This is a genomic window from Nocardia sp. CDC519, assembly GCF_059509835.1.
Map to the genome: position 1 here is coordinate 5,206,480 of NZ_CM183377.1, position 25,007 is coordinate 5,231,486.

Genomic DNA, 25,007 nt, shown 5'->3' on the forward strand with positions numbered 1-25,007 from the left:
AACCTTCTTCGCGTGGGCTCGCCTCATCCCCCGGCGGCAACCTTGTCGGGCACCGGTGATCACCGACCATTCCGCAGTCACCTGAGCACCCGGCTCTCGACGGAGCCGACCCCATGATCGGGCCGCGCCTGGCGTTCTCCTGGCTGACGGTTCTCCCGGTGCGCGGACCCGACACCGTCGACCGGAAGGCCGCCGGTATCGCCATCGCCTGGGCCCCGGTCGTCGGGGTCGTGCTCGGTTCGCTGGCGTGTGCGGTGCTGTGGCTGGGCACGACCGCCGGCGCGAGCGCGCCGGTTGCCGGGCTGCTCGCCGTCGGAGTGCTCGCGCTGAGCACCCGGGGCATGCATCTGGACGGGCTCGCCGACACCGCCGACGGACTCGGCAGCTACGGCCCGCCCGAGCGGGCCCGCGAGATCATGAAGAGCGGCAGTGCCGGACCGTTCGGCGTCACCGCCATCGTGTTCGCCATTGGCCTGCAAGCCTTCTCCTTCGCCGCGCTCGCCGACGCGCAGCGCTGGTTCGCGGTGGTCCTGGCCGTCGCGCTCGGCCGGGTCGCGGTGGTCGCCGCCTGCCGCACGGGAATCACCGCCGCGCCGGGCACCGGGTTCGGTGCACTGGTCGCGGGCACCCAATCACCGATCACCGTGGGGCTCTGGGCGCTGGTCGCGGTGCTCGCCACCTACTTCGCCGTCCCCGATCACCGCTGGCTCGGCCCGCTCGTCGTGCTGCTCATCGCGCCGGCGGTACTGCTCCTCGTCCGTCACTGCCTGCGCCGGTTCGGCGGGCTCTCCGGCGACGTCCTCGGCACCGCGATCGAAACCACCACCGCCCTCACCGCCCTCGGCTTCTCGCTGGGAACCTGATCGGTCCGAGCGCACCGCCCACGAGGCCCGACCGTCCCAGTCACTCAACCGCCGTCTACCTGCGCCGATCGCGCCAACTGAGGTCGCGGCACGTCAAAACGACCCACTGACCCGACACCGTCGGCACCCTTGGCCCTACAGTGACGGGTATGTCAGCCGAGCGCCTGTACTTTCGTCAGCTGTTGTCCGGACGGGATTTCGCCGTCGGTGATCCCATCGCGACACAGATGCGCAATTTCGCCTATCTGATCGGCGACCGGGAGACCGGTGAGTGCGTGGTGGTCGATCCGGCGTATGCCGCCGGTGAGCTGGCCGATATCGCCGAGAACGATGGACTGCGGCTGACCGGGGTACTCGCCACCCACCATCATCCCGATCACGTCGGCGGCACCATGCTCGGCTTCACCCTGCGCGGGGTGCGTGAGTTACTCGAAAAGACCAGCGTCGCAGTGCATGTCAACAACCAGGAACTTCCGTGGGTCGCCAATGTCACCGGGATCGCGCCCAGCGAGCTCACCGGTCACGACCACGGCGACAAGGTGAGCGTCGGCGCGTTCGACATCGAGTTGCTGCACACCCCCGGCCACACGCCCGGCAGCCAGTGCTTCCTGTTCGACAACCGCTTGATCGCCGGCGACACGCTGTTCGTGGACGGGTGCGGGCGCACCGACTTCCCGGGCGGTGATTCCGAGGCGATGTTCCGCAGCCTGCGCTACCTGTCCGAGCTGGACGGCAATCCCACGGTCTACCCCGGCCACTGGTACAGCCAGGACCCGAGCGCCGCACTCGACACGATCCGCGCGAACAATTACGTGCTGCGGCCGACGTCGCTGGCCGAGTGGCAGGCGCTCATGCCCGGCTGAGCAGCGCTCCGGCCGGTGCCGCACGCAGCGCTCCGGCCGGATTCGGCCGCACCGTCACAGACGGCGCATCCACTGGTGGATATCGGCGAAGGTACCGCGCTGGATTCCGGTGAGGGTCTCGCGCAGCGCCATGGTGACCTCGCCCGGCTCACCGCCGCCGATGGCGAACTCCTCGTCACCGGAACGCACCCAGCCGACCGGCGTGATGACGGCGGCCGTGCCACAGGCGAAAACCTCGGTGATTTCACCGGATTCGGCGCCCTTACGCCATTCCTCCACCGAGATCTTGCGCTCTTCGACCTGGTAGCCGGAGTCTGCGGCGAGGGTCAGCAGCGAGTCGCGGGTGATGCCCGGCAGCAGCGAACCGGACAGTTCCGGCGTCACCAGACGAGCCTCCGAGCCGGACCCGAAGACGAAGAACAGGTTGTTGGTGCCCATCTCCTCGACATAGCGGCGCTCGCAGGCATCCAGCCACACCACCTGGTCGCAGCCCTTCTCGGTGGCCTCGGCCTGGGCCAGCAGCGAGGCCGCGTAGTTGCCCGCCACCTTCGCCTCGCCGGTGCCACCGGGCGCGGCGCGCACGTATTCGGTGGACAGCCACACCCGCACCGGCTTCACACCGCGCGGGAAGTAGGCGCCGGCGGGCGAGCCGAGCAGCAGGTACTTGTAGGCCGCGGCGGGCTTCACGCCGAGGCCGGACTCGGTGGCGAACATGAACGGCCGCAGATACAGCGACTCCTCGCCGCCTGCCGCGGGCACCCAGCGCTCGTCGACCTCGAGCAGCTGGCGCACCGATTCGATGAACAGCTCCTCCGGCAGTTCCGCCATCGCCATCCGGCGCGCGGAGCGACGGAAGCGGGCGGCGTTGGCGTCGATCCGGAAGCAGGAGACGCCGCCGTCGGGCTGCCGGTAGGCCTTCAACCCTTCGAAGATGGCCTGCCCGTAGTGGAACACCATGGTCGCCGGATCCATCGACAGTGGGCCGTAGGGCTCGACGCGGGCGTTGGTCCAGCCCGCGGCCTCGGTGTAGTCGATGGAGACCATGTGATCGGTGAAGTACCGGCCGAACCCCGGTGCCGTCAGTATCTCCTGTACCCGCTGCTCCGGAAGCGGCGCCGGATGCGGAATACGGGTGAACTGTGCAGCAGCGGTCATACCGCGATCTTATCGGTCGAGGTTTCGCCGCTTTTCGGCGCGTTTGTTTGCGCCTTGCGGCAGTCGGTCGGAGCCCGCTATTTCGCCTTGACTTCGACGAACGGCGGTCGGACCACCTCGCACCGCAGCCTGCGCCCGCGCACGTCCACCTCGACCTCGGCGCCCGGTTCGAGCGCGGCCTCGGTATCGAGCAGGGCGAGCGCGATACCCACCTTCAGCGACGGCGAGAACGTTCCCGAGGTGGTCTCGCCCACGACCGCGTCCCCGAGCAGCACCTGCTGGCCCTGCCGGAGCACCCCACGATCGAGTGCCTTCAGCCCCAACAGGATTCGCTTCGGCCCGGCCGCCTTCTCCTGCTCCAGCGCCGCCTTGCCCCAGAACTGCGGCTTCTTCCAGCCGACCGCCCAGCCGACGCGCGCCTGCACCGGGGTGATCTCGGTGGACAGCTCGTGCCCGTGCAGCGGGTAGCCCATCTCGGTGCGCAGCGTGTCGCGGGCGCCGAGCCCGGCGACCTGACCGCCGGCGGCCTGGACCTCGCGCACCAGTACGCGGAACAGCGGTTCGGCGTCGGCCCAGCGCGGCAGCAGCTCGTAGCCGTGTTCGCCGGTGTAGCCGGTGCGGCAGACCCGTACCGGCCGCCCGTCCCACTCGGCGTCGGCGTAGGCCATGTATTCGAGGTCGGTCGGCAGGCCGAGCGCGGTGAGCACCTCGGTGGAGCGCGGGCCCTGCACCGCGAACACCGCGTAGTCGCGGTGCTCGTCGGTCACCGTGATGGCGTCGGGAGCCACCTTCCGCATCTCGGCGACCACCGTCGCGGTGTTGGCGGCATTGGGGACCAGGAAGATCTCGTCGTCGCCGACGTAGTAAGCGATCAGATCGTCGATGACGCCGCCGTCCTCGGTGCAGCACAGGGTGTACTGCGCCTTGCCCGGCTGGATCCGCCCCAGATCGTTGGTCAGGGTCGCGTTGACGAACTCCGCGGCGCCCGGCCCGCGCACCGTCGCCTTGCCCAGATGGCTGACGTCGAACAGCCCGACCGTGGTCCGCACCGCCTGATGCTCGGCCACCGTCCCCGCATACGACACCGGCATCTGCCACCCACCGAACGGCGCGAAACTCGCCCCGAGTTCGACGTGGAGATCATGGATCGGCCCTTGCAACAGGTCAGCGTCGCTCACCCGGCGAGCTTAACCCGCGCGAGATGCCCGCCCGCCCGGTGCATCGGCACGGCCGTTCGGACACCCCCATCCGTTCGACAAGAGCCAGGCCGCAGTCCGCCAGATCGCCCACCGCACGCTCGGTGCGGCCATCGTGATGATCGAGGCGCTGCCGTGACCGACGCCCGCGCGGGCAGAGCGGGCAGAGCGGGCAGAACAGCGACCGGCAGGCACCGGCCGAGCCGCAGCCCCCGGCCGTCCGGCTGCGCGATCAGGGGCGGAACCACATCGGGATCAGCGTCGGCCCGTTCTCCGGCAGCGGATGGGTGGTGCCGGTGGCCTCGAATCCGCAGCGCTTGTACAGCCGCGACGAGCGTTCGGTGCTGGCCTCCAGGAAGGCTGGCACCTGCTCGGGCGAGTACACCGTCAACCGATCGCCGATGATCGCGGCGCCTGCACCTTTACCGCGATGTTCGGGCACGGTGACGATCACCTGGAGGTACCGATGCGGGAATTCCCGCGGGTGTTCTTCGGCGAGCAGCGCCGTCAGCGTTTCCAACCGGCGCGCGATGCTGAGGTCCGGCGCCTGCTGCCGCATCGCCCGCGCCTCCTCCGCATCGGCCAGGAACCGCTCCGGCGAGGTGACGTGCTGCCAGATCGACACCGCCCAGATGTCGTCGCCGGAGCCCGCGATCCAGATCTCGTCCTCTTTCAGGCCGCGGTCGATGATCATCGGCACGTGCTGGTCGATGAACGGTTCGATCGGATGCCCCTCCAACACCCACGCGGTCACCGCCTCGTCCGAGCACTTGCCGAACGCCTCGATCACCGGATCCCGATCCGCCTCGGTCGCCCGACGCACCGTCAGCGTGTCACTCATGACTACTTCCTCCCGCTGTGAACAGTGTCTTCGGTTGCCAAAGTAGAGCGACACCAACGCCCTTGCCATCATTTCGTCACACTGCCTACTGTGTGGAAATGGCGGCTTCGACGACATCCGACGCCGGCACGCACATAACGCGCAGGCCCGGCCGCGCACCATCCGCGCGCGGCCGAACCGATCGGACGACGGCAAGCGGCCCGCTCCCGAGGGCATCGGGCGGCGTTGCCGGGGCGATCACGGAACACGCCGACCGTGCGCCCTCGGACGCGTGCGTGACCTGCGGAGCTGCCCTCGCCCATCCGGCCCGCGGTCGCCGTCGCCGCTATTGCTCGCGCGCCTGCCAAGCCCGCGCCTACCGGGCGCGACGTGACGCGCTCACGCCGGCGCATCGCGCCGCACCCACCCGCCGCCGCGCCTCGGGCACACCGCTGACCGCCGTCACCATCGCCCGGACCGCGGTCGATCTGGCCGACCGGTTCGGCCTCGACGGCCTGTCCACTCGCCGGCTGGCCGGCGAACTCGGCGTTGCCACCGCCGCGCTGTACCGCCACTACGCCGACCGCGAGGCCCTCCTGGCCGCGATGACCGAACTGGTCTTGGCCGAGGTACCGCCCCCGCCACCGGAGCTGACCGGATGGCGCGAGCTCGTCGCTCATGAAGCACACCAGGAATGGCAGCTCTACCAGCGTCATCCATGGTTGCTTCCGGTACTGGCGCGCACCAGGCCACCGGTCGGTCCCGCCCTGTTCGACATGCTGGAGCGCACGTTCAGCGCGCTGGACCAGCCGTCCATGACGCCGCACGAGATCCTGTCGATCTACCTCGCCCTATCCGGCGTGGTGCAGGGCATCGCGCTGATGTGGAGTGCGGAGTACGTCGAACGCGCGCTGGACCCGGATGCCCATCCCGCTGAGCAGGTGCACGCCGACGTGGCCGAGCTGCTCGATCCGGCCGCACGCCCGGTGATGCACAAGCTGTTCGGCGACACGGGTCCCCCCGATATCGATTTCGACGGCGTGATCGAGGCGGGCATCGACCTGCTGCTCGATGGTGTCGCCGCCCGGTACCGGCGAAACTCCGCGCCCTGATCACCCGCGGCGCTGCCGTGGATTCGCCCGAGGTCGCGCTCGCCGATCGAGGCGCCGCCGCTAGCCTGAGGCCATGACCGCTGTCGCTGATCGCCCGCTGGGCCCCGAACTGCATCGCACCGAATCCATCGGCCCCGACACCGATGTCCTCGTCATCGGGCTGACGTCCTCCGAGGATGGTCCGGCCATCGTGCCCGAGGACCTGTTCAGTGACGTGCTCGGTCCCGAGGTGCGCGCGGAACTGCTCGACCAGCTCGGCGCCGTCGGCGCCAAGGGCAAGGCCGAGGAGCTCACCCGCATTCCCGCGCCCGCCGCGCTCGACAACGTCGCCAGCGTGCTCGCCGTCGGTCTCGGCAGCCCCGACAAGCTCGACGCCGAGCAGATCCGCCGCTCGGCCGGTGTCGCCGCGCGTTCGCTGTCGGGCACCGAACTGGTGTCGACCACCCTGTCCGGGCTCGACCTCGCCGCCGCGGCGGAGGGCTTCTACCTGGGCGCCTACTCGTTCACCCCGTTCCGCTCGGACAAGACGGCACCCAAGCCCGACGAACGTCCGGTGGTGCGCGTCGAATTGCTGGTGCCCGACCCGGGTTTCGGCATCACCGAGTTGTTGCGCGCGCAGCTGGTGGCCGAAGCGGTCGCCACCGCACGCGATTTCGTCAACACCCCGCCCAGCCACCTCTACCCCGCCGAGTTCGCCGCGCGCGCCCAGGTGCTGGCCGAAGCCGCCGGGCTCGAGGTCGAGGTGCTCGACGAGAAGGCTTTGGAGGCAGGCGGTTACGGCGGCATCATCGGCGTCGGCAAGGGCTCCTCGCGCCCGCCGCGCCTGGTGCGGCTCACCTACGAGGGCGGCCCGAAGAAGGTCGCGCTGGTCGGTAAGGGCATCACCTTCGACACCGGCGGTATCTCCATCAAGCCGGCGCAGAACATGGAGAACATGACCTCGGACATGGCCGGCGCGGCCGCGGTCGTGGCCACCGCGCTGCTCGCGGCGCGGCTGAGCCTGCCGATCACCGTCACCGCGACCGTGCCGATGGCCGAGAACATGCCATCGGCCACCGCCCAGCGTCCCGGCGATGTGCTCACCCAGTACGGCGGCACCACGGTCGAGGTGATCAATACCGACGCCGAGGGCAGGCTCATCCTGGCCGACGCCATCGTCCGCGCCGGCGAGGACGAGCCGGACTACCTCATCGACGTCGCCACCCTCACCGGTGCGCAAATGGTCGCCCTCGGAACCCGCACCCCCGGCGTGATGGGCACCGACGATTTCCGCGATCGCGTCGCCCGCATCTCCCGCGAGGTCGGCGAGAACGGCTGGGCCATGCCGCTGCCCGCCGAACTGCGCTCGGACCTCAACTCCAAGGTCGCCGATCTGGCCAACGTCACCCCGCATCGGTGGGGCGGCATGCTCGCGGCCGGGCTGTACCTGAAGGAGTTCGTGCCGGAGGGGGTGCAGTGGGCGCACGTCGACATCGCGGGCCCGGCCTACAACACCGGAGGCCCCTTCGGCTACATCGATAAGGGCGGCACCGGCGTTCCGGTCCGCACGCTCATCGCGGTGCTCGAGGACATCGCCGCGGAGTAGTGGGCACGACCTGCCGGGGCGGCGTCCCAGACGCGCACGCCGCCCCGGCAGGTATGCCTTTCGCCCGCATTGGAGCGACAATTCAGCGACTTCGAGCGACAGTCGCGCGAGTTGTCGCTCCAATGCGGGCGAAACCTACTTCCTGTCCCCGGCCGCGCGCAGCTCCCGGGCCGCCGATGCGGTGATCATGCTGGGACAGCACGGGAATCCTGGTTGCGTCGGTCCCCGGGAGCTACGTGGATCGACGGCCCCGCGCCCTGCCGGCGCCCGGGCGACAGCCGGCCCCGCGACCAGTCGGCCCCTCGGACAACAGCCGATCCCACACCCTCCCGGCCCCTCGGACAACAGCCGATCCCACACCCTCCCGGCCCATCGGACAACAGCCGATCCCACGCCGTATCGGCCCCTCGGACACCAGCCGGTCCCGTGACCCACGCCCGTCGGCCATGCACTCCGCTAGAGATCCTCGAGATCCCGTTCGATCTGACGTTTCCGCTCGATCCGCCGCCGCGCGTCGTAATCACGCATCCGCTGCGGGTAACCGGTCTTGTGCACGTCGTAGACGGGAATACGCAGGTCGCGGGCGAGATTCCGGGCGCCGCGCTCACCGATGGCCCGGCGCGTCCATTCGCCGTCGGCGGCCACCAGCACCACGGTCACGTCGGTGATCGTCGTCTTCGGTTCGATGAAGCCCTCGACGCCGGTGTGAGTGCGTACCCACTCGGCCAGATAGCGGGCGTCATTTCCGTACCCGCGAGTAGCTTTCACCTGCTTGCGCGCACCCCGGCGGAAACGATCGAGCAAACCCACGCGCGCTGACCTCCTCGTCCCCCGCCGGAACCGTCGTTGTTACCGGTAAGTCCATATTGCCAGTTCCCGGCTGAGGGACGCCCTCTGCGACGTCGCGAGCCCATAAGTGCAAGGATGGTTCCCGGTACAAGAACCACACGGACCCCCGGAGCCACGCGCGGCCGGTATTTCGCCACGACCCGCGGCGAGCTACCACCGGGGTACGAACTGTTGTAGACCCGTCGAGCAGTCAGAGGAGTCAACGGACATGGCCTTCTCCGTCCAGATGCCCGCTCTTGGTGAGAGCGTCACCGAGGGAACGGTGACCAGGTGGCTGAAGCAGGAAGGAGACACGGTCGAGGTCGACGAGCCGCTGCTCGAAGTCTCCACCGATAAGGTCGACACCGAGATCCCGTCCCCCACGGCGGGTGTGCTGTCGAAGATCGTCGCCCAGGAAGATGATGTCGTCGAGGTCGGTGGCGAACTCGGCATCATCAGCGATGCGGGCGAGGCCGCCGCTCCGGCACCGGCCGAGGCCCCCGAACCCGCCGCCGCCCCGGAACCGGCCCCCGAACCCGCCGCGCAGGCGCCGGCCGAGCAGGCTCCGGCCGAAGAGGCCCCGGCTCCCGCCGAACAGGCTCCCGCCGCGCAGACGTCCGGCGACGCCGCCTCCGGCACCCCGGTGAACATGCCCGAACTCGGCGAATCCGTCACCGAGGGCACCGTCACCCGCTGGCTCAAGGCCGTCGGTGACGAGGTCGCCGTCGACGAGCCGCTGCTCGAGGTCTCCACCGACAAGGTCGACACCGAGATCCCGTCCCCGGTCGCGGGCACGCTGCTGGAGATCACCGCGCAGGAAGACGACACCGTCTCCGTCGGCGGACAGCTCGGCGTCATCGGCAGCGGTTCGCCCGCCGCCGCGCCGGCTCCGGCACCTGAGCCCAAGCCCGAACCCAAGCCCGAGCCTGCTCCGGCGGCTGCCGCCCCGCAGCCCGCACCGGCCCCGGCTCCGGCTCCCGAACCCAAGCCCGCACCGGCCCCGCAGCCCGCGCCGGCTCCGCAGCCCGCACCCGCCGCACAGCCCGCGCCCGCCCAGGCTCCCGCCGCCACGGCACCCGCCCCCGCCGGCAACGGCGCCACGCCGTACGTCACTCCGCTGGTGCGCAAGCTGGCCGAGGAGAACGGCGTGGACCTGTCCACGCTCACCGGTTCCGGTGTCGGTGGCCGCATCCGCAAGCAGGACGTGCTCGCCGCCGCCGAGGCGAAGAAGGCTCCGGCTCCGGCCGCCGCCGCACCCGCCAAGGCTGCTCCGGCCGCGAAGGCGCCGGCCGCCGCGAAGCCGGAACTGGCGCATCTGCGTGGCACCACTCAGAAGGCCAACCGGATCCGGCAGATCACCGCGACCAAGACGCGGGAATCGTTGCAGACCACCGCGCAGCTGACCCAGGTGCACGAGGCCGACGTCACCAAGATCGCGGCCCTGCGGGCGCAAGCCAAGGCCGCGTTCAAGGAGCGCGAAGGCGTCAACCTGACGTTCCTGCCGTTCTTCGCCAAGGCCGTGGTCGAGGCGCTCGGTGTGCACCCGAACGTCAACGCCAGCTATGACGAGGGCACCAAGGAGATCACCTACCACGCCGCGGTGCACCTCGGCATCGCCGTGGACACCGAGCAGGGCCTGCTCTCCCCGGTGATCCACAACGCCAGCGACCTCTCGCTGGCGGGCCTCGCGCGCGCGATCGCCGATATCGCCGATCGTGCCCGCAACGGTGGTCTCAAGCCCGATGAGCTGGCCGGCGGCACCTTCACCATCACCAACATCGGCAGCCAGGGCGCGCTGTTCGACACCCCGATCCTGGTTCCGCCGCAGGCGGCCATGCTCGGCACGGGTGCGATCGTCAAGCGTCCGGTCGTGGTCACCGACGAGACCGGCAACGAGTCGATCGGCGTGCGCTCCATGTGCTACCTGCCGCTGACCTACGATCACCGCCTCATCGACGGTGCCGACGCGGGCCGATTCCTCACCACCATCCGGCATCGGCTCGAAGAGGCGGCGTTCGAGGCTGACCTCGGCCTGTAACCGGGAAGGTCACGCATGAAGGTCGTGATCGCCGGCTCGTCCGGATTGATCGGGACGGCGCTCGTCGCGGCATTGCGCCGCGACGGGCACCAGGTCGTCCGCTTGGTGCGCCGTCCGGCCGCCGCGGCGGACGAGTACGTGTGGGATCCAGCCCGCGCCGATCTGGACGAGCAGGCGTTGCGCGGCGCCGATGCCGTGGTGAACCTGTGCGGGGCGAGCATCGGCACCCGCCGCTGGACCGGCAGCTACAAACAGGAGCTGCGCGACAGCCGGATCACCCCGACCGACGTGCTGGCCGCCGCCATCGCCTCCGCCGGGGTGCCGGTGCTGATCAACGCCAGCGGCGTGCACATCTACGGTGGCGAGACCGGCGACCGCGTGGTGGAGGAATCCACCCCGCCGGGCACCGGTTTCCTGGCCACCCTGTGCCGGGATTGGGAAGCCGCGACGCTGCCGGCCAGCGCCGCGGGCACCCGCACCGTGCTGTTGCGCAGCGCCGTGGTGCTGGCCCGCAACGGCGGCATGCTCGGCATGCTGAAACCGCTGTACCAGCTCGGGCTGGGTGGGCGGCTCGGTAACGGGCGCCAGTACACGCCGTGGATCTCGCTGGACGACGAGATCGGCGCGATCCTGTTCGCACTGACCAACGACGCGATCTCGGGGCCGATCAACTCCGTGGGCCCCGCGCCGGTAACCAATGCCGAGTTCAATCGCGCGTTCGGCCGCGCGGTGCACCGGCCCACGCCGCTGGTGGTCCCCGCGTTCGCGCTGCGCGCGGTCCTCGGCGAATTCGCGCAAGAGGGAATCCTGCACGGCCCGCGCGCGATTCCCACCGTGTTGGAGGCGGCGGGATATCAGTTCCAGCACCCCACCATCGGTGCGGCGCTCGCGGCGGCGGTAGGCGGTAACCACCGATGACGCTGGACACGCGCTCTGCCACCGTCATCCGCGACGCCACCGACGGTGACCTGCTGGCGATCCTCGATATCCACAATCGCGCCATCGCCGAAACCACCGCGATCTGGGACGAGGAACTGGTCGGCCTCGACAACCGGCGGGCCTGGCTGCGCGAGCGCACCGAGGCCGGGCGTCCGGTGCTGATCGCCGAGGTCGACGGCGAACTGGCCGGTTACGCCAGTTACGGAACGTGGCGGCCGAAGTCCGGATACCGGCACACCGTGGAGAATTCGGTGTACGTCGCCGACCGTTTTCATCGCCGCGGTATCGCTTCGGCGCTGCTCACCGAGCTGATCGCGCGAGCGCGCGCCGCGGGCGACGTACACGTCATGGTGGCGGCCATCGAGGCGGGCAACACCGGGTCGATCGCGCTGCACGAGCGTTTCGGCTTCCGTACCGTCGGCGTGCTGCCCCAGGTCGGCATCAAGTTCGGCCGCTGGCTGGACCTCACCCTCATGCAACTGACGATCGGTCTCGGCGATCCCGCGTCGTGGCCCGCCGGCAGCGACGACACGCCCGCGTCCGACCCACAGCGACTGGCGTAACGTCGTGACCGTGAACCACACGCGCTCCGTCACCCGGTCGGCTCGCTTCGACACCACACCCGTCGTCGTCGAAAACCTGGGACTCATCGACTACCACCAGGCCTGGGATCGCCAACGCGAGATCGCCGCCCAGCGCGCCGAGGGAATCGGCGCCGATCATCTGCTGCTGCTGGAACACCCGTCGGTGTTCACCGCGGGCCGCCGCACCGAAGCCGAGGACCTGCCCATCGACGGCAGCCCGGTGGTCGAGGTGGACCGCGGCGGCAAGATCACCTGGCACGGGCCCGGACAGCTGGTCGGTTATCCGATCATCCGGCTCGCCGAACCCGTCGACGTCGTCGACTACGTGCGTCGCCTGGAAGAAGCGCTCATCACCGTGTGCACCGGTCTCGGCGTCACCTGCGGCCGCGTCGAGGGCCGCTCCGGGGTCTGGTTGCCGGCCGCGGGCCCGCTCGCCGAACGCAAGATCGCCGCCATCGGTGTGCGCGTGCAGCGGGGCGTGGCCCTGCACGGCATCTCGCTCAACTGCAATTCCGGGATGGAAGGGTTCAGCGCGATCATCCCGTGCGGCATCCGCGACGCCGGCGTCACCACCCTCTCGCGCGAGCTCGGCCGCGACGTCACGGTCGACGAGGTGCGCCCGCTGGTGGCCGAGGCGATTGTTGCCGCGTTGAACGGAGAAATTCCCGTTCACCCGCACGATATCGAACATCTCACACCCGGGGATACGGCAGGCGCATCCGCCGATCCCACCGGCGTAAGGTCGAACTCGTGACCTCAGCACAAGCACCGGCAGGCCGAAAGCTGCTGCGCATCGAGGCGCGCAACGCGGAGACCCCGATCGAGCGCAAGCCCAAATGGATCCGCACCCGCGCCACCATGGGCCCCGAATACTCCGAGCTCAAGGGCTTGGTGAAACGCGAAGGCCTGCACACCGTCTGCGAAGAAGCCGGCTGTCCGAACATCTTCGAATGCTGGGAAGATCGCGAAGCCACCTTCCTCATCGGCGGTGAACAGTGCACCCGCCGCTGCGATTTCTGCCAGATCGATACCGGCAAGCCGGCCGCACTGGACCGCGACGAGCCCCGCCGCGTCGCCGAGAGCGTGCAGGCCATGGGTCTGCGCTACTCCACCATCACCGGCGTCGCCCGCGACGACCTCGACGACGGCGGCGCCTGGCTCTACGCCGAAACCGTGCGCGCCATCAAGGCGTTGAACCCCAACACCGGCGTCGAACTGCTGATCCCCGATTTCAACGCCAAGCCCGATCAGCTCGCCGAGGTCTTCTCCTCGCGCCCGGAGGTGCTGGCGCACAACCTGGAAACCGTGCCACGCGTGTTCAAGCGCATCCGCCCGGCCTTCCGCTACGAGCGTTCGCTGGAAGTGCTCACCGCTGCCCGCGAGGCCGGCCTGGTCACCAAGTCCAACCTGATCCTCGGCATGGGCGAGACCCCCGACGAGGTCACCCAGGCCATGCGCGACCTGCACGAAGCCGGCTGCGACATCCTCACCATCACCCAGTACCTGCGCCCCTCCCCTCGGCACCATCCCGTCGACCGGTGGGTGAAGCCGGAAGAGTTCGTGGAGCACTCGAAGGTGGCCGAGGAGATCGGTTTCGCCGGCGTGATGGCGGGGCCGCTGGTGCGCTCGTCGTACCGGGCCGGGCGCCTGTACGCGCAGGCCATGGCGCATCACGGACGCGACATCGCGCCCGCGATGGCCCATCTCGCCGACGAAGGTACGGCCTCGCAGGAAGCCAGCTCCGTGCTGGCGCGCTTCGGCAGCTGACCAGCTCCGCGAACTGCGAAAACTCCGTCGAGCGCGGGTGCCCTGTGATGGGATGTCCCCATGAAGACACTCGCAGCGGGTATGGCAATCGTCTCGGCCGCGATGTTCTCCACTCTCGCGGCAGGGAGCGCGCAGGCGGCGCCGATCTGTCCCGGCGCCGGGCAACCGACGTCGATAGCGGCCTCGGTCTCTGGCGCACTGGAGGGCTTGACGGTCGACGATCGCGGCCGTGCGTTCACCACAGACCTCAACACCGGGCGCGTCTACCGGATCGACACTCCGGGCGCCCCGGCCGTCCCGATCGCGACCGTGCCCAGCGGCGGAGCGGGCGCTTTGGCCTGGACCCCGCGCGGCACCCTGCTCGTGGGCTACGGCGCTGACGCTCGAGTCGCGCTCGGCGATACCCTCCGCCACGCAGGCATCGTCGAAATGGACCCGAACACCGGCGCATTCACCCCGTTCGCCGCGGGCCTCAGCGCCGCCAACGGCATGGCCACCGCACGCGACGGCAGCGTCTACGCCACCAACGACTTCGGCTCGCTGATCGGCAAAGTCCATCCGAACCGCGCGGTCCAACCCGACTGGGCCTCCTTCCCGAGCGCGAACGGCGCAGTCCTCGGCCGCAACGACGAATTCCTCTACGTCGGGCGCACTTTCGCCAACCCCGGCGTCAGCCGGATCCCGGTCGCCAACCCCGCGGCCCCGCAATCCCTGCTCGACCTCACCGGCGCGGACGCGCTCTCCGCTCCCGATGGGCTGACCCTGGATTCGGCCGACCGTCCGGTCGTCCCGCTGAACACCGCGGGCCAGGTCATCCGCATCGATGCCCCGAACCAGTACTGCCTCCTGAGCACCGGCAACCCCCTCACCAGCGTCGTCACCTACGGCCGCGGCAGCCAAGGCTTCTCCGCCGGCCGCCTCTTCGCCGCAACCTTCACCGGCGTGATCTACGAAATCCCCGGCGGCTTCGACCCGAATGCCCGCACCGCGGCTCCCTAACGGGCCTGGCCAGACTTCCAGCGCCGGGTCCACCGGATCCACCCAGTACTCTCGAATTCGGAGTTCGTAGCGCCACAACCGGACGACGAAGTGGGGATCCCAGATGCTGGAAGTCGCACACCTGGTGCGCAGATTCGGCGACAACACCGCCGTAGACGACGTCTCTTTCGCCGTCGCCCCCGGAACGATGACCGGCTTCGTCGGCGCCAACGGCGCGGGCAAAACGACCACGATGCGGATGATCATGGGCGTCCTCGCGGCGCATGGCGGCGAGATCACCTGGAACGGCCGCCCGGTCACCGCCGATGATCGCCGTACGTTCGGCTACATGCCGGAGGAACGCGGCCTCTACCCGAAACAGCCGGTGCGCGATCAACTCGTCTACCTGGCCCGGCTGCGCGGCCTTTCCCCCTCCGAAGCCAGACACCAGGCCACCGACCTGCTGGAACGGTTCTCCCTCCAGGATCGCGGCACCGACAAACTCGAATCGCTGTCACTCGGCAACCAGCAGCGCGTCCAGATCGCGGCCGCCCTCATCGCCCATCCCACCACGCTGATCCTCGACGAACCGTTCTCCGGTTTGGATCCGGTCGCCGTCGACGCCATGGCCGACCTGCTGGGACAGTACGCGTCACGCGGCGTGCCGGTGCTGTTCTCCTCACACCAACTCGACCTGGTGGAGCGGCTCTGCGACCACCTGGTCATCCTCGCGAAAGGCCGCGTCGTCGCCGACGGTTCGGCCGAGCAGCTGCGCGCCGCCGGTCCGGTCCGGCATCGGCTGCGGATCAGCGGCGACACCGGCTGGCTGCACGAATTCGGCGGCGTCCGAGTGGTGGAGAGCAACGCCTCGACCGCCCTGCTGGAGCTGGACGGCATCAGCACCGACGCGCTGCTCACCGAAGCCCTCACCCGCGGCTCGGTGCACGAACTGGCCGAGGTCCGACCGTCCGTTGCCGAGATCTTCCGCGAGGTGACCGCATGAGTACCGCACCCCGACGCGCCTGGCTGATCGTCGCGCAGCGCGAGATCGCGGTGAAACTGCGCGACCGGAACTTCCTGATCTCCACCGTCATCACCATCGTGGCGATCGTCGCATCGCTGGCCGTCAGCGGTTTCCTGTCCAGCCGCACCGACAAGATCGATGTGGCGATCCTCGATCCCGCTGCCGGCCAGGTGATCAGCACCGCCGATGTCATCGCCGAACACGCCGACGCCGACGTCGACTTCACCGCGCACCGCGTCGCCGACGAGGCCGCGCTCGAACAGCAGGTGCGCGACGGCACTGTCGACGCGGGCCTGGTGGCCGATCCCGGCGGCTGGCGACTGATCGGCGACACCTCCGAAAACGACGACGTCAAGACCTACGTCACCGCCGCCGCCCAGCAGATCGCGTTGGAGCACAACGCCACCGCCGCCGGGGTCACGCTCGAACAACTCGCCCGCGGCAGCGCCGTCAGCTACGACCTACTCGACGAGGCGGCCGTCGATGCCGGGCTCGCCACCATCGTCGCGATCGTGTTCGCGTTCCTGTTCTATCTGTCATCGATCCTGTTCGGCATGTCCATCGCGCAGAGTGTGGTGGAGGAGAAGCAGAATCGCATCGTCGAGATCCTCGCCAGCGCTATCCCGGTCCGCCAGTTACTGATCGGCAAGGTCGCGGGCAACACCGTGCTGGCGTTCGCTCAGCTCACCCTGTTCGTCGTCGCCGGCCTGATCGGTTTGGCCGCCACCGGCCGGGCCGGTCAGGTGGGGCAGATCGCCGGTGCCGCGGGCTGGTTCGTCGTCTTCTTCGTCGTCGGATTCCTCGCACTGGCCGGACTGTGGGCGGTGGCCGGCTCGTTGGCCACCCGCAGTGAGGATCTCCAGTCCACGGCCACGCCGATGACCATGTTCGTCATGATCGTGTTGTTTGCTGGAATTTTCCTGTCTGGTACAGCGCGTGTCGTGGCGTCCTATGTGCCCATCGTGTCGATCGTCGCGATGCCCGCCCGGCTCGCCGAGGGCACCGCCTCGTGGTGGGAACCCATGGTCGCTTTGGCCCTGATGGCAGTCGCCACCTACGGCATCGTGCTCGTCGCCGAGAAGGTCTACCGACGCTCCCTGATGCAGACCCAGCGCCGCCTCACCTTCCGTCAGGCCCTCGCCGTCGAGGACTGATCCCCTTCGCCGCCCCCAATTCCAGGGGCGTGACCTGCGCTTCAGCTGGCTGAGCGGCCTTCACATCCCATGACCCGACAAAGTGTGAAACAACCCCTTGTCAACACAAACGGTCGCTTGCTATGTTGCCCACGTCACAGTAGAGGCCCTTACGTGACCTACCTCTCGGTTCCGTTCGTCCTGCCCGAGAGGTTTCGCACCAAGTCTCAAAGAAGGAGATTCGCTATGGGTTCGCTCAGCGACCTGCTCGGCGCATTGATTCCCGCACTCGGCTCGGCCGTGGCCGGCGACGGCCTGCTCGACGTCTTCCTCGGTTCGCTCGAGGGCCTCAAGACCTTCATCGCCTGACAACCGGGCATCTCACCCCCCGGGTCCATTGGACTCGACCTTTACGAACGCTAGGAGAAGACCATGGGATCGCTCATCGACATTCTGGGCATGGGTACCGCGAGCCTCGGCGAGCACGGCACCAATATCGTGAACGCGCTGATCACCCTGAGCGGTGGCACGCCCGCCCCCGGCAAGTAATCCCCAGGCAACGATCCGGGGGCGCCCGCATACGCGGGTGCCCCCGATCTTCATGTGATCGGTAGTTGACGATGAATCTTGGCAGTTTGCGCGGAATCACCTCGGCCGCTTGCGCTTTCGCATTGATGTCGATGACCGTCGGTGCGACGACGGCGTCCGCCGATCCGGGCGCGGTGGTGGTGAGTCAATCCGCCGGCGTCGGTCAGCTGGTCGAGATCAAGGTCTTCGCACCGTCCATGCAGCGCTCGATCGCGCTGAAAGTGCTGCGCCCCCGCGACACTCACACTCCCGCACCGACCCTCTACCTGCTCAACGGCGCGGGCGGCGGCGAGGACGCGGCGAACTGGTTCGGCCAAACCGACGCCGTCGAATTCTTCGCCGACAAGCACGTCAACGTCGTCATCCCGATGGAAGGCGCGTTCAGCTACTACACCGATTGGCTGAACCCCGACGAGGGCCTGGCCGAAACCCTGGAGAACAACGGCCGCAACATGTGGGCCACCTTCCTCACCGAAGAGCTTCCCCCCGTGATCGATTCGACCTTCGGCACCACCGGCGTCAACGCCCTCGCCGGCATCTCCATGGCAGGCACCTCGGTCCTCGACCTCACCATCCAATCGCCCACCCTCTACCGCAGCGCCGCGGCCTACAGCGGCTGCGCGATGACCAGCGACCCCATCGGCCAGGCCTTCGTCAAAACCGTGATCGACATGGGCGGCGGCGAGGCCGAGAACATGTGGGGCCCCTTCGACAGCGACCAGTGGCGCGAGCACGACCCCTACCTGCAAGCCCACCGCCTGCCGAACATCCCCATGTACATCTCCAGCGGCAGCGGCTTCCCCGGCATCCACGACACCCTCGCCAACGCCCGCCTCGACAACGACACCCGCAAACTCCTCAACCAAACCCTCGTCGGCGGAACCATCGAAGCCGCAACCAACTTCTGCACCACCCGCCTGGCCCAGCGGACTGCCGAACTGGGCCGCACCAACATCACCTACAACATCCGGCCGATGGGCACGCACTCCTGGGGTTACTGGCAGGACGACCTGCACGATTCTTGGCCGATGATCGCGGGGTCGCTCGGAATATGAGGCATCTGGTTCGACACGCGCTCACCGGCTCGCGGCAGTCGGAGAGCGCCGAATTGCGGTTGGGCCCCGAGCAATTGGCGCCCCGCGATGCGGTCTTCGTCTATGACGAAACCGACCGCCACCTATCCAACATCATCGCCGTCTACGCCTTCACCGCCGCGGCGCCACTGACCTATGACCAGGTCACCGAATGGATGCGTGCCCGGCTCGGGCTGTCGAAGCTCTTCCACCGCCGGCTGCAACGTCTGCCCATGGATCTCGACCTGCCCTACTGGGTTCCCGACCCGATCCTCGACCTGAACGACCACGTCTTCCTCAGCACCCCGGAGACCTGGGCCGACGCCCGTCGCGCCATCGCCGACCTGACCTCCACCCGCATGGATCTCGCTCGCCCTCCGTGGGAGCTCCATGTCCTGGATCAAGTCCGCGACGTCCCCGGCCTATCCGGCGCGACCACCTTCGTCGTCCTGAAGTTCCACCACAGCGTCGGCGACGGCGTCGCCACCCGGGAACTCGAACTGAAACTCTTCGGCACCACACCCCCACCCCAGCGCGTCACTCTCAACCCCGGCTGGCCCACCCCCACCACCGCCCTACGCACCGCCACCGCCCTCACCCTCGGCACCGCCCGCTTCGCCACCGGCATCCTGCGCACCCGCACCGCCGCCGCCGAAACCGCGGCCAGAGCCGAGTCCGGCGACCTCCACCAGCCCCTCCCCCTCCGCCCCGCCACCCGCTTCAACCGCAGCATCCACCACCCCCTCGTCTTCGACCTGGTCACCATCCCCCTAGCCGAAGTCCAGGCAGCCAAAGCAGCCTCCCCCACCCGCATCACGATCAACGACCTGATGCTCACCGCCGTGTCCCTGGCCCTCTCGACCTACCTGGCCGAAAAAGGCGAACCCCCAACCGATTCCCTCGCCGCCATGGTCCCGATGTCCATGCGCAACACCACCACATGGACCTCCGCCAACAAACTCTGCCAAATGTACGTCGACCTCCACACCGACATCCCCGACCCCCTCCCCCGCCTCCAAGCCATCCACCACTCCGCAACCCTAGAAAAACAACGCACCACCACCCCCACCGTCCTCCGCACCGAATCCCGAGTAGAAACCTCCCCCGCCTGGCTCCTCCGCCTAGCCGGCTGGGCCCGAGCCCAACGCACCTTCGAGACAGCCACAACGGTTCCCCTGATGAACACCACCATCAGCAACGTCCCGCCAGTCGCGACCGACCTCGAATTCCTCGGGAGACCGATAGCCAGGATCTTCGGCGTGCTACCGACGATGGACGGGGACGGATTGCGTCACCTGATCACGTCGCAGGGCGAGGAGATCGCCATCTCGTTCAGCACGGATGCGTCGATGATGCCGGACCCGGAACGCTACGGGTCGCTGATCCTGAGCTCGTTCCGCACCCTGGCCGGATCGCTCGCATCGGTCCCCACGAAGTAGATCGAACGCCATCGCTCCGGGAACCTCAGCCCAAGGTTCAGACGAGAATATTCACCGACGCCTGAGAAGTTTGTCCACGAGGGACGTCCATTCCGACTGGGCGCCGATTGATTCCTCCCGTGCGAAACATCAAACCGACGGCAGCCGACATAACGACCGTGGCGCCCGGACGAGGACGGCAATACTGGCAAATACTGGCTTTTACTGGATTTCCCGGATAAGGTCGCCGCGTGACTCACTCAGCAGAGGAGTTGGAGGCGCAGATCGCGACGTTGCGGGCCGAAGTCCGGCGCGCGGCGGCCACCGGCGATCGCGCAACCGCACGACAGCTTCGCGCCGAGCTACGCCGCGCGGAAGACTCCTGGGACGCGCTCGTCCTCGGCGCCGGTCAGGCGACCACAGCTCCACCGGCGCCCGCGACCGTTCCGGTCCGCGAGCACGTCCATCGTGCCCTCACGCTGCTATCGGTGCCCGCCGCGCCGAAGCTCGTCCTGGCCGTGCACACCGGGTTCTTCTCCGGCGAACTGGTGCCTGCTCGGCTGACGAGCCTGCGCCGCGACGAGGAGCGCTCCTTCCGCGCCGCACCGTTCGCCCGCCCGTACTACCTCTGCTCGGCGTTGACAACTGACCTTCTGGCCCCCGCACGAGGGCTGCTCGCTGTGAGCACCTGGCCGCTGGCCCAGCGGATGGTCGGGCCGCTGAGTCCCCGGGTCGATCTCCTCACCGCCGCGATCCGCTTGGCCGAACATGTTGCCGCACAACAGCACACCGAGCCGTCCGGTCAGCGTGTGCTCTGCCAGATATCCACGTCGATCCCCGGCATCGGCGGCCCCCCGGACCGCCTCGATCCCGCCGCCGTCATCGAGGCGGCCCGAGGCGAACTCGCGGTGCACGCCGAGGCCGACGCCCACGATCGTGCCCAGGCCGCCGAACGCGCGGCCCGTCAGCTCGACGACCCGGCCGCGCAGTTGTTCGGCGCCCGGCTCGGTGTCGCCGCCCGTCGAAGCGAGGCCGGATGAACCCTCTCACAGCACGTCTCGACCAGTTGCGCGGTTCTGCGCCCACCACCAGACACAACGCCAGGACCATCGCCGCGCTGACGGCCAACCCCGGCTGCGCCCGCCGTGCCCTGCTCGATGCCGCAGCGGTCGACAAGGCCGCCATCGCACAGGCCCTCGGCTACCCGCCTCAGTTCGGTCAGTCGCAGTTCGCCATCACCCGGGGTAACGCCTTCGAGGCGATGGTGAAGGCGAACGGCTGCGCCGAGCTGCTCGCCCTGCTGCGCGATACGCTCGGACTCACCATCCCCGAGGTCGCCTACCACGATCTCGGCACCGTCGGAGACAACGCCGGCAATGCCGTCCGCTATCAGCGCACCCGCCAACTGCTCGCCGACGCCCTCCGGTCCGGCACCGGCACTCTGTTCGACCACCCTATGTTGCGCTTGGAGATCGCCGGTGTTCCCGCATATCTGGAGCCGGACGTTGTTGCGTTGCAGATCGCGGGCAAGTTCCACGTCGTGGAGATCAAGTCGTTCCCAGTGGTGGACGGCAGGGCCGATCCCGTCCAGGTCGCCTCGGCGGCCCGGCAGTCCGCGGTCTACGTGCTGGCATTGCGCGAGCTGATGACCGCGATCGGTGAGTCGCCGGATCTGGTCGCACACAACGCGATCCTGGTGTGCACCAAGGATTTCAGTAACCGCCCCACCGCCGAACTGGTGGATCTGCGCAAACAGCTGGCCGTCATCTCCCGCCAGCTCTCCCGGCTCACCGCCATCACCGCCCTCGCCGACACCCTTCCACCCCATGCGTCCTTCGAACCCGGCGAACAGCTGAGCAGCACTTTCGCCGCGATCCCGGCCCGCTATGCGCCCGAGTGCATGTCGACCTGCGATCTGGCCTTCGCTTGCCGCGCCGAAGCCCGAGCGAACGGTTCGGTCGATGTGCTCGGGCGCGGCGTCTGCGATGACGTCGGCGGTATCGACCAGATGGGCACGGTGCTCGGCCTGGCCGACGGAACACTCACCCCGGGCCCAGAGCACACCGATATCGCCGAGAAGCTGCGCATCGCGCACCGCCTGCGGCGGGAGATCGCCGGATGAGCGTGCTCACCGCCCTCGCGAGGATCGAGGCGGCGCAGGCGGGACGCGCCGAGCTGATCGCCGACGTTCGTCACCATCATCTGTCGGCGCGGCCCATGGTCATCGTCCCGCTGCGGTTGGCCGGTGAAGCCGCGGCGCCGCTGGCCATGCTGGCGGGCACGGCCCCGGATGACGTCGAGTTCCTCATCGTCCCGCAGCCCCGCGACCGGGTCCTGCGATTGCGGTTCGTCGCCGAGCTGGCCGACCGTGTCCTGCCGTACATCTCGTCCTTCACCGACGAGTCCGGCGACGCCGATGCGGACGGCACGGCCGTCACCTTCGAATGGGTGCAACGAAAAGCGCGCTCCACGAATGAGTCCGAGGATAAACCCGAAGAGTGGAAGCGCTACAACGACGCACCCCAAATCGTGGTACCCAACCCCGGTGGCGTCGAGTTCTTGCGGCTGCTCGGCCGCGCCGTCCGTTTCCAACCCACCGAAGGCCCCCATGCCGTGTCCGCGTCGGTGCCGCTGCTGGGCCGCTGGCTCACCTGGTTCGCCGACCGTGCCGAACACCCCGGCGCGAACGCCCTGCTACCTCTGACCAGTGTGCTCGCCATGCACTGGGCCACCGGCCAATCCGCGCTCGAGGATGCCAATCTCGCCGCCCTGCTCGGCTGGATCGACCCACCCGACGGCCTCACCGGCCCGCAAGCTGCCGCCCGCGCCGAGGATCCGCTCCAGTCCCCGCCCGCGGGCCCCGCCACCGATCCGGGCTTCGACAACGAAGAGCTCGCCCCACTCATCGCCGCCTACGACAACGCCCACGGCGACGAAGCGAAAACCGTTGCCGCGCATCGCCTCGAAAGCGCGCTCCGCGCCCAGCTCGACCCCACCTGGCGGCTCATGTGGCAGGGCATCGACCTACTGCGCGCCCTCCCCGAAGGTGCGAGCGTGGCCCGCCGCTGGCTCAACGACCGCTCCGCCTTCTCCCACTTCGCCGCCGACATCCCCGACGGTGTGCCCCAGGCCCGCCGCGATTCCGCCGTCCCCGCGGTGCGCCGCCTGCTCGACCGTGAACGCGCCCTCGACATCTTCGAAGCCGAACGCGCCTTCGACGACCCGCTCGTCATGATCGAACGCCGTCTCGCCGGCGAAGCCTTCCGCGGCCAGGTGCTCGATAGCGAACCAGACCGCATCGACACCACCGGCTCCCGCCGCAAACTCCGCCCCCACATCCGCGTCCACACCGACGACCCCTTCCGTCCGGCCCTGGACGAAACGCTGTTCAGCGTCGACCGGGTGAAACAGAAGGGGAGGGTGGTCGCCATCGAGGAAGACGGCGTCGTGCTCGAACTCGAAGGCGGCATGGGCCGCGCCCTCACCGCACCACCCGGTTCGGTTCCCGAGGTCGGCGAGGTGGTGAGCTTCGCCCGGTTCTCCCCCGCGAGCTTCAACGCTCCCGCTAAACTCCCTGCGCGCGAGGAGACTCCGTGGACGCACGGCGGCCCGCCACCGGAGTACACACCCAGCACGGACGAGCCTGCCGAGGACTGGTCGTGAGGTACGCCGTTACATCCAAGCCGTCGGTTCATCTCAGGGAGACGCGCCCATGACCACCCCTGACCAGGTCGTCACCAATATCCTCGACGACCTCCGCGACCCACCCCACCGCGCCCTCGTCGTCGACTCCCCACCTGGTGCGGGCAAATCCACCCTCGTCGTCCGCGCCGCCCGCCAGCTCGCCGAAGACGATGCCCAGAAGATGATCGTCGCCCAAACCAACGAGCAGGTCGACGACCTCATCGACCGCCTCGCCACCGCCGACCCCGCCCTGCGCATCGGCCGCCTCTCCGCTGCCAACTACACCGAATCCGAACGCGTCCAACGCCCCAACGTCCGGATCGCCCAGAAACACACCGACCTCACCGACCGCGCCATCGTCATCGGCACCGCCGCCAAATGGGCCACCATCGACGACGGCACCTGGTCCTGGGCCATCGTCGACGAGGCCTACCAAATGCGCTCCGACATGCTGTTACGCATAGCCAACCGCTTCGATCGCGCGCTGTTCGTCGGCGATCCCGGCCAGCTGGATCCGTTCGCTACCGTCGAGGTGGACCGCTGGGCCGGCCTGTCGTGGGATCCGACCATGAGCGCGGTGAGCGTCATGCTCGCCAACAACCCCGACCTCCCCGAACCCCACCGCCTCCCCGTCTCCTGGCGCCTCCCCGCTTCCGCGGCCTCGGTCGTCTCCGCCGCCTTCTACCCCTTCACCCCATTCCGCGCCGGCACCGAACCCAACCAACGCCTCCTCGAATACGCCACCCGCGGCCTCCGCAGCCCCCTCGACGAAGCACTCGACATGGCCGCCGAAACCGGCTGGGCCTGGTACGAACTCCCCGCCCGCCACGCGTTGCGCACCGACCGCGAAGCCGTCACCGCCATCGCCGCCCTGGCCTGCCGCCTCCTCGAACGCGGCGCCACCGCCCACTCCGAACAGGGCAGCCGCGCGGTAACCACCGAACGGATCGCCATCGGTACCGCTCATCGCGATCAGGCAGACGCAATCCGAGCGGCATTGCGCGGGACACCTGGCGAACCGATCACCGTCGACACAGCCAACCGCCTGCAAGGCCGCGAATACGACGTGACGATCGTCCTGCACCCGCTCTCGGGCCGCCGCGACGCCAGCGCTTTCCACCTCGAAGCCGGCCGCTTGTGCGTGCTCACCTCCCGGCATCGTCACGCCTGCATCGTCGTGGGTCGGGCTGGGATTCCCGAACTGCTCGATGCACATCCCTCGGCGGAGCCGGTGCATCTGGGGGTGCCGGTGAAGTTCCCGGATGGGTGGGAGGCGAATCAGTCGGTGCTGAGTCACCTTGCCGCTCATCGGGTTTCCGCATCCAGCAGTTGATCGACGCCCGCCCGCACCCGACCCTT

At 68.9% G+C, this 25,007-nt stretch carries 23 protein-coding genes; 19 read left to right on the top strand and 4 right to left on the bottom strand.

The genetic code is table 11. The features are described from left to right. Positions 1 to 113: 113 nt before the first annotated feature. Both AC5W7N_RS23480 and AC5W7N_RS23485 read left to right on the top strand, forming a co-directional pair. Positions 114 to 863: an adenosylcobinamide-GDP ribazoletransferase gene (locus AC5W7N_RS23480; protein ID WP_490724950.1), complete on the top strand. Its 750-nt coding sequence runs from the start codon at positions 114 to 116 to the stop codon at positions 861 to 863. A gap of 149 nt (positions 864 to 1,012) precedes the next feature. Further along, positions 1,013 to 1,726, top strand: a complete 714-nt coding sequence (locus AC5W7N_RS23485; RefSeq protein ID WP_163816764.1) for an MBL fold metallo-hydrolase — start codon at positions 1,013 to 1,015, stop codon at positions 1,724 to 1,726. 54 nt (positions 1,727 to 1,780) lie between these two features. Here the strand turns inward: AC5W7N_RS23485 and AC5W7N_RS23490 are convergent, their stop codons facing one another. The 3 genes from AC5W7N_RS23490 to AC5W7N_RS23500 all read right to left on the bottom strand — a co-directional run bounded on the left by AC5W7N_RS23490 (position 1,781) and on the right by AC5W7N_RS23500 (position 4,918). Next, entirely contained in the window at positions 1,781 to 2,881 is a 1,101-nt protein-coding gene (locus tag AC5W7N_RS23490; RefSeq protein WP_495922155.1) for a branched-chain amino acid aminotransferase, read from the bottom strand. A gap of 77 nt (positions 2,882 to 2,958) precedes the next feature. Further along, a complete protein-coding gene (gcvT, locus tag AC5W7N_RS23495; protein WP_163816767.1) occupies positions 2,959 to 4,059 on the bottom strand; it encodes a glycine cleavage system aminomethyltransferase GcvT in 1,101 nt (366 codons plus the stop codon). 250 nt (positions 4,060 to 4,309) lie between these two features. Further along, a complete protein-coding gene (locus AC5W7N_RS23500; protein WP_495922156.1) occupies positions 4,310 to 4,918 on the bottom strand; it encodes a GNAT family N-acetyltransferase in 609 nt (202 codons plus the stop codon). A gap of 275 nt (positions 4,919 to 5,193) precedes the next feature. On the opposite strand from AC5W7N_RS23500, the gene AC5W7N_RS23505 reads away from it, so the two are divergent. Next, the gene (locus AC5W7N_RS23505) at positions 5,194 to 6,009 is read left to right on the top strand and encodes a TetR/AcrR family transcriptional regulator (protein ID WP_495922157.1); all 816 of its coding nucleotides are present in this window, start codon (positions 5,194 to 5,196) and stop codon (positions 6,007 to 6,009) included. A 73-nt stretch (positions 6,010 to 6,082) separates the two neighbouring features. Continuing rightward, a complete protein-coding gene (locus tag AC5W7N_RS23510) occupies positions 6,083 to 7,594 on the top strand; it encodes a leucyl aminopeptidase (protein WP_495922158.1) in 1,512 nt (503 codons plus the stop codon). Between the two features lie 456 nt (positions 7,595 to 8,050). Here the strand turns inward: AC5W7N_RS23510 and AC5W7N_RS23515 are convergent, their stop codons facing one another. After that, positions 8,051 to 8,404, bottom strand: coding sequence for an oxidoreductase (locus AC5W7N_RS23515; protein ID WP_375139424.1), 354 nt, complete (start codon positions 8,402 to 8,404; stop codon positions 8,051 to 8,053). 247 nt (positions 8,405 to 8,651) lie between these two features. On the opposite strand from AC5W7N_RS23515, the gene sucB reads away from it, so the two are divergent. The 15 genes from sucB (at position 8,652) to AC5W7N_RS23590 (ending at position 24,981) form a co-directional block, all read left to right on the top strand. Continuing rightward, positions 8,652 to 10,460, top strand: coding sequence for a 2-oxoglutarate dehydrogenase, E2 component, dihydrolipoamide succinyltransferase (gene sucB / locus AC5W7N_RS23520; protein WP_495922159.1), 1,809 nt, complete (start codon positions 8,652 to 8,654; stop codon positions 10,458 to 10,460). Between the two features lie 15 nt (positions 10,461 to 10,475). Continuing rightward, positions 10,476 to 11,378: a TIGR01777 family oxidoreductase gene (locus tag AC5W7N_RS23525; RefSeq protein WP_163816777.1), complete on the top strand. Its 903-nt coding sequence runs from the start codon at positions 10,476 to 10,478 to the stop codon at positions 11,376 to 11,378. Further along, a complete protein-coding gene (locus tag AC5W7N_RS23530) occupies positions 11,375 to 11,962 on the top strand; it encodes a GNAT family N-acetyltransferase (protein WP_163816779.1) in 588 nt (195 codons plus the stop codon). The genes AC5W7N_RS23525 and AC5W7N_RS23530 overlap by 4 nt, the downstream gene beginning before the upstream one ends. Positions 11,963 to 11,972: 10 nt before the next feature. Continuing rightward, the gene (gene lipB, locus AC5W7N_RS23535) at positions 11,973 to 12,737 is read left to right on the top strand and encodes a lipoyl(octanoyl) transferase LipB (RefSeq protein WP_495922160.1); all 765 of its coding nucleotides are present in this window, start codon (positions 11,973 to 11,975) and stop codon (positions 12,735 to 12,737) included. Then, complete coding sequence (gene lipA, locus AC5W7N_RS23540) at positions 12,734 to 13,750, top strand: lipoyl synthase (protein ID WP_163816783.1); 1,017 nt, start codon at positions 12,734 to 12,736, stop codon at positions 13,748 to 13,750. Before lipB ends, lipA begins: the two co-directional genes overlap by 4 nt. 60 nt (positions 13,751 to 13,810) lie before the next feature. Beyond that, a complete protein-coding gene (locus AC5W7N_RS23545) occupies positions 13,811 to 14,749 on the top strand; it encodes an SMP-30/gluconolactonase/LRE family protein (RefSeq protein ID WP_495922161.1) in 939 nt (312 codons plus the stop codon). 103 nt (positions 14,750 to 14,852) lie between these two features. After that, a complete protein-coding gene (locus tag AC5W7N_RS23550) occupies positions 14,853 to 15,731 on the top strand; it encodes an ABC transporter ATP-binding protein (protein ID WP_495922162.1) in 879 nt (292 codons plus the stop codon). Then, positions 15,728 to 16,906, top strand: coding sequence for an ABC transporter permease (locus tag AC5W7N_RS23555; RefSeq protein ID WP_163816790.1), 1,179 nt, complete (start codon positions 15,728 to 15,730; stop codon positions 16,904 to 16,906). Before AC5W7N_RS23550 ends, AC5W7N_RS23555 begins: the two co-directional genes overlap by 4 nt. Positions 16,907 to 17,131: 225 nt before the next feature. Beyond that, the gene (locus AC5W7N_RS23560; protein ID WP_014350045.1) at positions 17,132 to 17,254 is read left to right on the top strand and encodes a hypothetical protein; all 123 of its coding nucleotides are present in this window, start codon (positions 17,132 to 17,134) and stop codon (positions 17,252 to 17,254) included. 311 nt (positions 17,255 to 17,565) lie between these two features. Next, positions 17,566 to 18,528, top strand: coding sequence for an alpha/beta hydrolase (locus AC5W7N_RS23565; RefSeq protein ID WP_256673520.1), 963 nt, complete (start codon positions 17,566 to 17,568; stop codon positions 18,526 to 18,528). Continuing rightward, positions 18,525 to 19,985 (top strand): wax ester/triacylglycerol synthase family O-acyltransferase, encoded by a 1,461-nt coding sequence (locus AC5W7N_RS23570; protein WP_495922163.1) that lies wholly within the window; start codon positions 18,525 to 18,527, stop codon positions 19,983 to 19,985. The genes AC5W7N_RS23565 and AC5W7N_RS23570 overlap by 4 nt, the downstream gene beginning before the upstream one ends. Before the next feature lie 230 nt (positions 19,986 to 20,215). Further along, a complete protein-coding gene (locus tag AC5W7N_RS23575; RefSeq protein ID WP_495922164.1) occupies positions 20,216 to 21,004 on the top strand; it encodes a hypothetical protein in 789 nt (262 codons plus the stop codon). Next, positions 21,001 to 22,086, top strand: coding sequence for a hypothetical protein (locus AC5W7N_RS23580; RefSeq protein WP_495922165.1), 1,086 nt, complete (start codon positions 21,001 to 21,003; stop codon positions 22,084 to 22,086). The genes AC5W7N_RS23575 and AC5W7N_RS23580 overlap by 4 nt, the downstream gene beginning before the upstream one ends. Beyond that, positions 22,083 to 23,627: a hypothetical protein gene (locus AC5W7N_RS23585; RefSeq protein ID WP_495922166.1), complete on the top strand. Its 1,545-nt coding sequence runs from the start codon at positions 22,083 to 22,085 to the stop codon at positions 23,625 to 23,627. Before AC5W7N_RS23580 ends, AC5W7N_RS23585 begins: the two co-directional genes overlap by 4 nt. A gap of 49 nt (positions 23,628 to 23,676) precedes the next feature. Beyond that, positions 23,677 to 24,981, top strand: a complete 1,305-nt coding sequence (locus AC5W7N_RS23590) for an AAA domain-containing protein (protein ID WP_495922167.1) — start codon at positions 23,677 to 23,679, stop codon at positions 24,979 to 24,981. Positions 24,982 to 25,007: the final 26 nt, after the last annotated feature.